The sequence below is a fragment of the Crocosphaera sp. Alani8 genome (assembly GCF_038442745.1).
Taxonomy (GTDB): domain Bacteria; phylum Cyanobacteriota; class Cyanobacteriia; order Cyanobacteriales; family Microcystaceae; genus Crocosphaera.
Map to the genome: position 1 here is coordinate 1 of NZ_JARVCN010000141.1, position 8,679 is coordinate 8,679.

Below are 8,679 nucleotides of genomic sequence, written 5' to 3' on the forward strand. Positions count from 1 at the left end.
GTTTGGCCTAAGTTTTCGCAGCGAGTGACCCCTGGCTTTTTGAGAAGATACTAATACTGAAGATAGCGAGAAATATTTTGTTTTGGAAAGTAAGTTAAGACTGTAGGATTTCCATCTACATTAGTTTGAAGACGGCGAATAAAATCTTTTTCATAAAACTGCCAAAGAGCAGAAATCATCCCCCCAGTAATTTCTTCATTTTCTAATTGATTAAAACTTTCTGTAAAAGACTCCATCGCATCGATAATAGTTGGATCTTCTGCTAAAGTAATTGCGTGATTCTGAACATAATTAAAGTAAGATTGAACTTGTCTAGACCGAGAGTTCCTTAATTCTGTGATTTGATAATATATATTTTCTAAAATAGCCTCTTTTCCACTAGTATAGCCAACGTAACTAATAACTAAAATAGAAGCAATGCTAACAGCTAGTAACATCAACATTAGTTTCGATTGAATGCTTAGTCTACTAAAAAATTTCATTTAGTTTTATTTTGACTTATTTCCTATCTTTTTTACATTAACTTACACATCGCTGATGAGTATTAAAATTTTGGTGAAACTTTATTTTTGATTCTTGTTATTGAAAAACAGTTAGCACGAGATATTCTTAAAATAATCTAGATTATTTTGTTATTTTGTTACTATGAGCTATAATTAAAAAGAATAATTAATACAAGGAAGTTAAACGAAAGGTGTCAATTAATTTTCAGGAAATTATTGCTAAGCTCAATGAATTTTGGAGCAACTACGGTTGCTTAATTGTTCAGCCTTACGATACGGAAAAAGGTGCAGGTACAATGAGTCCCCATACATTTCTGAGGGCAATTGGACCTGAGCCTTGGTCTGTGGGTTATGTAGAACCTTGTCGTCGTCCCACCGATGGTCGTTACGGGGAAAATCCTAACCGATTTCAGCATTATTTTCAATATCAAGTATTAATTAAACCTTCTCCTGATAACATTCAAGAAATTTATTTAGACTCTTTAAGATCATTGGGAATTAAGCCCGAAGATCACGATATTCGCTTCGTAGAAGACAACTGGGAATCCCCTACTTTGGGTGCTTGGGGTGTAGGTTGGGAAGTCTGGTTAGATGGGATGGAAATTACTCAATTCACCTATTTTCAGCAATGTGGTGGCATTGATTGTCGTCCTGTTTCCATTGAGATTACCTATGGTTTAGAGCGGTTAGCCATGTATCTCCAAGAAGTAGAAGCAATTACTAAAATTCAGTGGAACGATCACATAAATTATGGAGACATTTTCTTACAAAGCGAAGTAGAACAATGTACCTATAATTTTGAAGTTTCTGATGCAAATTTATTGTTTAAACTATTTTCTTTATACGAACAAGAAGCAAAACAATTAGTTGATCGTGGCTTAGTTTTTCCAGGATTAGACTATGTTTTAAAGTGTTCTCATTCTTTCAATTTATTAGATGCAAGGGGAGTCATTGCTGTAGCGGAAAGAACCCGTTACATTGGTCGTATTCGTAATTTAGCGCGAGAAGTAGGTAAACTATACTTGCAACAAAGGGAACAGTTAAATTTTCCTTTACAAAAGTAATAATTAAATATACGAAAATTTTTCTAATTATTTTCTTGCACCTTAGTAAGATGACTTATGTTATGAATTCATCTTGTACAGCTTTATTTTGGGCTTTGGGAAGATACTAGAGGAGAACCAAAAGTCTATTGGTTCTGCTGGTGGAATGAAGCCGAAGAATTGTTACTCTGGGGTTCAAAATTAGCTATTCATAGCAGTTTTCAATTGGGTGTATCAAAATCTCGGTTTAGTGAGGGTGGGGAGTGTGGGAGGGGTGGGAAGTGTGGGGACTATTTTTCTTTGAGTTTGTAATCTATGCAAATGAAAATTGCTATTCAGGAAAGTCAAAAGGCTGAATTTGAAAAGCAGAAAGCTGAACGTCTAGCGGCTCAATTAAGGGCTGCTGGCATGGAACCTAATGTATAAAACTTTAAATTGTAGGAATAATTTAAGAATTTTTTCTACTAGTATTGGTGCAAACTATTATCTTTATGTTTTGTTTATTGTTTTATTTCTGTATCATTCTTAATCAAAAAATAATACATCTCCAATATGTTAGCAAATTTCAGCTAGGGAGCAAAAAAGAGGTAAACCAAAAACAGCTTACCTCTTACGATGCAGTCTTGATTTGTATCAAAACTTAAAGATACTTTTCCAAGGTTGTTGCGAGAGTTGTTTTAGGAACAGCACCCACAACCATATCCACTCGTTGACCTCCCTTAAAAATCATCAGAGTTGGGATGCTCCGAATACCATATTGACTAGCAGTGTTAGGATTTTCATCCGTGTTGAGCTTGACAACCTTAACTTGACCTACGTACTGTTCCGCTATTTCCTCCACGACGGGAGCGACCATACGACAAGGTCCGCACCAAGGCGCCCAAAAATCCACAAGAACGGGAACCTCGCTCTCTAAAACATCTGCTTTAAAACTACTATCTGTAACTTGAGCTGCAGCTGACATATTATGAATTCCTTTGATTGCTCATGTTTATCTAGATTACTCTAGAATTCTACCATACTCAAAACTGTCTGTATTTTTACAAGTATTAAGGTCAGGTAGATTTTTCTCCCATAAGAAACCGCCCGAACAAAATGCCGGGCGGAGTGTGGTGTGAGGAGTGAACGGAAACTTTTGTCTCCGCCTCCTCTATTGTAGAGGAAAATTTCGATTTTGATGCACTAAATCTCGCTTTATTGAAAATTTTTTTTTTGCTTAATATGTTAAGCTAGGCAGTTATACCTGATCGCATTTTTTCAGGGAAGTTTAATTTAAAAAAGCGTACCCCGTTTGTTTTCTATCCCCAGAAGCGGTTGGGGTAGTTTTTAGAGATTATGAGACAATCTCGGTTATTAAGTATTAGAGGATAAAATCAAGATAGTTTAGGTTTGCTACCCGATTGTAAAGTTTTATGAGCGTTTCTACTAATTTTCTCTCTCAACTAAACCCTTCACAACGTATTGCTGTTGAACATTTCTGTGGACCCCTTTTGGTGGTTGCCGGGGCAGGTTCGGGCAAAACCCGCGCTCTTACCTATAGAATTGCCCATTTGATCACCCATCATCAAGTTGATCCAGAGTCTATCTTAGCAGTAACTTTTACTAATAAAGCTGCACGGGAAATGAAAGATAGACTAGAGAGATTATTTGCCCAAGAAATGGCTTTAAAACAGCACGGTCAACCGTTTAATTCTCTCTCAGACTACGATCAAAAAAGGTTACTTTCCCAAGTTTATAAAAAGACGACGAAAAAATTATGGATTGGGACTTTTCATAGTTTATGTGCTAGGATACTGCGCTACGATATTAATAAATATCAAGATGAAAAAAGGCGGCAATGGGAGCGTAATTTTTCTATTTTTGATGAATCAGATGTTCAAAGTTTAGTGAAAAATATTGTTCTCAAACAGTTTAATTTAGACGATAAGAAATTTAATCCCCGTAATGTTCGTTATACCATAAGCAATGCTAAAAATTTAGGCTTGTCCCCTGAAGATTATTTAAAAGAAAATTCCCATGCTAAAAGTCGTATTATTGCTGAGGTTTATAACGAATACCAAAACCAACTAGCTGCGAATAATGCTCTAGATTTTGATGATTTGATTTTAATTCCTGTACGGTTATTTCAACAAAACGAGTCTCTACTAGGCTATTGGCATTCTCAATTTAGACACATTTTAGTAGATGAATATCAAGATACCAATCGTATTCAATATGATTTAATTCGATTATTAACCACCAACGGAGAAACCCGTAAAAACGAATGGAACTGGCAAAATCGTTCTATTTTTGTAGTAGGAGATGCGGATCAATCTATTTATAGTTTTCGTATGGCAGACTTTACTATTTTATTGAACTTTCAATCAGATTTTGGGGACGGTTTACCCGATGAAGATACAAGAACAATGGTGAAACTAGAGGAAAATTATCGCTCCACGGAAACTATTTTACAAGCGGCTAATCAACTGATCGAAAATAATAGTCAACGTATCGATAAAATTTTGCGCCCCACCAGAGGAGAAGGAGAAGAAATTTACTGCTATAAAGCAGAAGATGAACGAATAGAAGCAGATTTTGTTATTAATAAAATTCAAGAATTAGTAGAGACAAACCCAGAATTGAACTGGGGAGATTTTGCCCTGTTATACCGTGTCAATGCTCAATCTCGACCCTTTGAAGATAATTTAATTCGGAATAATATACCTTATACAATTGTCGGGGGATTTAAGTTTTACGATCGCCAAGAAATAAAGGATTCTCTGGCATATTTACGGTTAATTGTCAACCCATTTGATACGGTTAGTTTACTGAGAGTAATCAATTCTCCCCGTCGAGGAATTGGTAAAACTTCTATTGATTCTCTTTTGAAAGCAGCCCAAGAGTTGGAGATACCTTTATGGGAAATTGTTAGCGATGAAACATCGGTGGCAACCTTAGCAGGGAGGGCTGCTAAATCGGTAAATAAATTTGCGAATATGATCAAAGAATTACAAGAAAAATTACAACAAACTTCAGCAACCGAAATATTCGATCAAGTCATGGAATTATCGGGATATGTAGATGAATTAAAACAGAAAGGAACCGAAGAAGCTGACAATAGACTAGAAAATATCTATGAATTATACAGTGCGATCGCTCAATATCAAGAAGAAAACGAAGACACCAGTTTACAAGGGTATTTAACTAATGCTTCTCTCGCCTCAGATTTAGATAACCTGGATGAAGGACAAGAAAAAGTATCGTTAATGACCTTACACTCTGCTAAAGGGTTAGAATTTCCTATTGTTTTTCTAGTGGGATTAGAACAAGGAACTTTACCCCATGTTCGTAGTTTAAACGATCCTTTATCCTTAGAAGAAGAACGAAGACTATGTTATGTTGGCATTACCCGCGCCCAAGAAAAATTATTTATTAGTCACGCCAGAGAAAGATATGTTTGGGGTTCAAAAGAAATGAAGGTGGTTTCTCAATTCTTACAAGAAATACCAGCAGATTTAATTAATAGTAATATTCGCCAAATACCTAAGAAAGCATATCAGAAAAAAACAAGTATTAGTTCTCAAAATATTAAATGGGCAGTGGGAGATAGGGTTATTCATCACAGTTTTGGGGAAGGGGAAATAACCCACGTCTTAGGTTCAGGAAAAAAAATAAATCTAGCTATTAAATTTTCTGGACTTGGTCGTAAAATTGTTGATCCAAGAACCAACTCCATCACCAAAATTGGACAATAATATAAATGTTAACTGGTAACTGCTCACTGATCGCTGATAAACTAATCACCAAGAAGTCCCTATATTTCAGTAGAGTGTATTCCCTTGTCTTCTTCACAAGAGTCCCCCCAACTTCCTCCCACCTCAGCTATAACCTCTAAAAACCCCCTCAAAGCAACCACAGAAAAGTGGTTTGAGTATTCTGTCAAGGTACAACCCCATCATACCGACTACGGGGGAATTGTTTGGCATGGTACCTATTTAACTTGGATGGAAACTGCAAGGGGAGAATATTTGGAGTCGATGGGGCTTAAATTTGCAGAATTAGTTAAACTTGGATGTGACATTAATGTAGTCGAATCTTATTTAAGGTACCATAGGGGGCTTCAGTTAGGGAATGTCGCCATCATCAAAACCCGTATGACAGAAATGACAGGAGTAAAGATGTATTTTGATTATCGCATTGAATCTAGCGATCGCCAACAGCTTTATGTGACGGGAAAGATAACTTTAGTAGCAGTCGATCGCAAAAAAGGAAAAATTATGCGTCAACTTCCCCCTAGCGTTAAAGATATACTGGTCAAATTACTATAATATTAAGATTCTCTCAATTATGACCATCAAGACTTTATTCATTACCAAAGAAGTCCCCATACCCGTAAAGGGAGGGGTTTCCCTACGCAACTGGCAAAATATGAACGTGATGATGAAATTTGGTTCAGTGGCCGTTTTTTCGGCTGCTAACTGGACTCCCAACTACCATACATTGCCAGGAGTTGACCTTTGGAAACACTATAACGTCGACGAAACAAGAACGGTTTGGGAAGAGTTAGAAAGGCGTTTATGGTGGTTGCGTCCCATAGGTGACCCAGATGCAGACTGGCCTTACTGTCGTTTTGTGGCCCAAAAATTAAAGGAACTCATGGCAGAATTTAAACCAAACATAGTGGTTATAGAACAGGTTTGGTTGTATCGTTATTTGTCCGTAGTTCAACAGTTTCCTTGCCGTATTATTCTTGATAATCATAACGTCGAAGCCCATTTAGCGGCACAACCAGATCGATCGCAAGAAAACGGAAGAACCCGACTAAAAGCTAAAATTCAAACCTCTCATTTAAGGGGAATGGAAGAAAAGTTGACTCGGGAAGTGGATCAAGTTTGGCTTTGTAGCGAAGACGATGTAAAACTATCTCAAGAAATGTATGGGAAAGAAACTCCTCTTTATATGGTGCCTAACGGAGTCAATATTAATAACTATAAAAAAGCCTTTAATAAGGAATACGAACCAATCGAAAAAATCAAAAATAAGGAACATACTATCCTATTTTTAGGGCAACTTTCCTACTATCCTAACAGAATTGCTGGAGAATTATTAATCGATAAAATTTATCCTAAAATCAAAAAAATTTATCCAGACTGTCAATTATTGTTGGTAGGAAGAACCCCCACCCAAAAAATGTTAGACGTAGCTCAGCAAGACCCTGATATTATTGTTACAGGAACCGTCCGAGAAGTTCAGCCCTACGTTGCGGCTGCTAGTGTTATGGTTGTTCCTTTACTACATGGAGGAGGAACCCGTTTAAAAATCCTAGAAGCTTTTGCCTCGGGTTGTCCTGTTATTAGTACATCTAAAGGTTCCGAAGGAATAGAAGCAATAGACGGAAAACATCTACTAATTAGAAACAGTATTGAAGAAATAATTGAGGGAATAGAAAAACTTTGGTCACAACCTTCTTTAAGTTTAGAACTAAGAAACAATGCTTATGAATTAGTTAAACAAAAATATTCTTGGGAGGCAAACTATCAGAGAGTTCAAGCTATCATCAGAGATCTTTCATAATTATTAGTTGATTATTTAATCATGAAATCTAAAATTAAAACCCTATTTTTAACTCGATATCTTCCTTATCCTCCTTTGGGAGGTGCCGCTTTAAGGAATTGGCAAAATATTAATATCATGAAAGATTATGGACCAGTATGTATTGTCTCAATTGGTTCAGAAAACATTAGTGCCGTAGAACTACCAGGGATTGAATGTTGGGAGCATCTTACTCTTAACAAATCTATTAACACCTGGGAAAATTATCGACGTAAACTGTGGCCAATTCGTCCTTTTGGTTATCCAGATATTGATATTCTGGATCAAGGAAATATCCGAAAAAGACTAAGAAATATTTTATATAAATTCAGTCCTGATGTTGTAATTGTCGAAGAATTGTGGACTTATCACTACTTAAAAGTAATTAAAGCAGTTTCTTGTAAAATAATCCTAGACAATCATAATGTTGAAGCAGATTTGCTACAGCAAAATTACGGTAAATTAAAATTAAAACTACCAAGACTAAAAGCTATTGAAAAAAATTTTATTAGACAATCTAACCAAGTTTGGGTTTGTAGTGAAGACGATAAAAACCTGTTAAATAATCTGTATGGAAGTAACAAAAATGTATATACTATTCCTAATACAATTAATGTCAATAATTATAACGATGTTTATCAGGGGAAACAATCTTACCCCAGTAATTTAGCCCCCAGTGACCACAATATTTTATTCCTAGGACAATATAATTATCCACCCAATGCCATCGCAGCTGACATTCTTCTTGAGACAATTTATCCCCAAGTCAAACAACATTATCCCGACACTAAACTATTATTGGTAGGACGTAATGCAAATAGTAGAATGCAACAAGCATCAAAGGAAGATCCCAACATTATAGTAACAGGAAGTGTCCCCGATGTCCGCCCCTATTTAGCGGCAGCAAGTGTCATGGTTGTTCCCTTACAAAAAGGAGGAGGAACCCGTTTAAAAATCCTCGAAGCGTTAGCTAGTGGTTGTCCTGTTATTAGTACATCTAAAGGTGCAGAAGGAATTGAAGTAGAAAACGGAGTACACCTTCTGATTAAAGACACTCCTGAAGATATTATTAAAGGGATATTTGAAATCTGGAATAATCCATCATTCATGATTTCTCTAAGGGAAAAAAGTCTTCAATTAGTCAAATCTCAATACTCCTGGGAAGCGATCACACCTGAAGTCGAAAAACTCATAGCAAAATTAGTTAATTAATCAGTGCATCTACTGTATTCTAGAGACTCCATGAGACTATTTAATCTGTTCTCAATAAATTGAGCATCTGATTCTTTGATAAATTCTATCCAGTTTTTAGTACGTTTCTCAATCGAACCAAAAAGATGGGGATCAACTTTCCAGTCACTAGAATTAGACTCATTTTGTACTAATGGGACTTTAGCTAATTTCAAGCCCAAATGTAGCCAAAACTAGCTTTATATCTAGCGAATACGTCAGCATTATTCTTTAACCAGTTATGAAAACGGTAAGAGATAGCTGTACGAAATGCTTCTATAGCACTACGCATTTTGGTTAGGACATTTTTATAATAGAAAAGAAGTCATCAA

The 8,679-nt window shown here is 36.1% G+C and carries 7 protein-coding genes; 5 read left to right on the forward strand and 2 right to left on the reverse strand.

Going from position 1 to position 8,679, the window contains the following annotated elements; all coding sequences use genetic code 11:
* Positions 1-50: 50 nt before the first annotated feature.
* Entirely contained in the window at positions 51-482 is a 432-nt protein-coding gene (locus tag P9B04_RS09790; protein WP_342054804.1) for a hypothetical protein, read from the reverse strand.
* 212 nt (positions 483-694) lie between these two features.
* On the opposite strand from P9B04_RS09790, the gene glyQ reads away from it, so the two are divergent.
* Entirely contained in the window at positions 695-1,567 is an 873-nt protein-coding gene (gene glyQ / locus P9B04_RS09795; protein WP_342054805.1) for a glycine--tRNA ligase subunit alpha, read from the forward strand.
* A gap of 619 nt (positions 1,568-2,186) precedes the next feature.
* Here the strand turns inward: glyQ and trxA are convergent.
* Positions 2,187-2,510, reverse strand: coding sequence for a thioredoxin (gene trxA, locus P9B04_RS09800; protein ID WP_342054806.1), 324 nt, complete (start codon positions 2,508-2,510; stop codon positions 2,187-2,189).
* Positions 2,511-2,958: 448 nt separating this feature from the next.
* Here trxA and pcrA point away from each other — a divergent pair, with 448 nt between their 5' ends.
* From pcrA to P9B04_RS09820, 4 genes are all read left to right on the forward strand, one after another.
* Positions 2,959-5,280, forward strand: coding sequence for a DNA helicase PcrA (gene pcrA, locus P9B04_RS09805; protein ID WP_342054807.1), 2,322 nt, complete (start codon positions 2,959-2,961; stop codon positions 5,278-5,280).
* A gap of 84 nt (positions 5,281-5,364) precedes the next feature.
* On the forward strand, positions 5,365-5,853 hold the full coding sequence (locus P9B04_RS09810) for an acyl-CoA thioesterase (protein WP_342054808.1): 489 nt from the start codon (positions 5,365-5,367) through the stop codon (positions 5,851-5,853).
* 19 nt (positions 5,854-5,872) lie between these two features.
* Positions 5,873-7,099 carry a glycosyltransferase family 4 protein gene (locus P9B04_RS09815; protein ID WP_342054809.1) on the forward strand — a complete coding sequence of 409 codons (1,227 nt, stop codon included), beginning with the start codon at positions 5,873-5,875 and terminating at the stop codon, positions 7,097-7,099.
* 21 nt (positions 7,100-7,120) lie between these two features.
* Positions 7,121-8,329, forward strand: coding sequence for a glycosyltransferase family 4 protein (locus P9B04_RS09820; protein WP_342054810.1), 1,209 nt, complete (start codon positions 7,121-7,123; stop codon positions 8,327-8,329).
* The last annotated feature ends 350 nt before the right edge of the window (positions 8,330-8,679 follow it).